The organism is Mesorhizobium sp. M2A.F.Ca.ET.067.02.1.1 (genome assembly GCF_004023285.1).
Taxonomy (GTDB): Bacteria; Pseudomonadota; Alphaproteobacteria; order Rhizobiales; family Rhizobiaceae; genus Mesorhizobium.
Window position 1 is genome coordinate 1 of the sequence record NZ_RZSB01001361.1, and the last position, 600, is coordinate 600.

At 65.8% G+C, this 600-nt stretch carries 1 protein-coding gene; it reads right to left on the reverse strand.

From position 1 onward, the window contains the following. Positions 1 to 177: 177 nt before the first annotated feature. Positions 178 to 600 (reverse strand): HlyD family secretion protein (locus EOA28_RS37830; RefSeq protein ID WP_148671214.1); only part of this gene is annotated, 423 nt, incomplete at its 5' end.

Genomic DNA, 600 nt, shown 5'->3' on the forward strand with positions numbered 1-600 from the left:
GTCTGCACCCAGCCGATCTGGTCCTGTGCGGCCGACAGGCCGCCGCCGATATCCTGCAGCGAGGAGGCGACGATCTGAATGTCGAGCAGCGCGATGAACATCCCCACGCACATCACCATGAACGGCAGGATGCTGGCGATGAAGGATTGCGGGGCGGCCGGTGCTGACATGGCGCCCTCAGCGCGATCCGGTATCGACGGTGACGACAGTGGATAGGCCGGGCCGAAGCGCCACCTTGCCCGCCTGGTCGGCATCGATCGCGATCCTCACCGGCACCCGCTGCACGATCTTGGTGAAATTGCCGGTCGCGTTCTGCGGCGGGATGACGCTGAAGATCGCTCCCGTCGCCGGCCCCAGGCTGGTGACATGGCCCTTGAGCGGCTGGTCGGGAGCGATATCGGCATAGACGGTCGCGGCCTGCCCGTCGGCCATGGCGCGCAACTGGTCTTCCTTGAAATTGGCGTCGACCCACAGGCCCGAGGCGGGAACGATGGTCAGCAGATAGCTGCCCGGCGAGACATAGGTGCCGACCTGCGCCAGCCTGTTGCCGACAATGCCGTCGATCGGCGAGCGGATTTCCGTGAAGCCGAGATCGAGCTC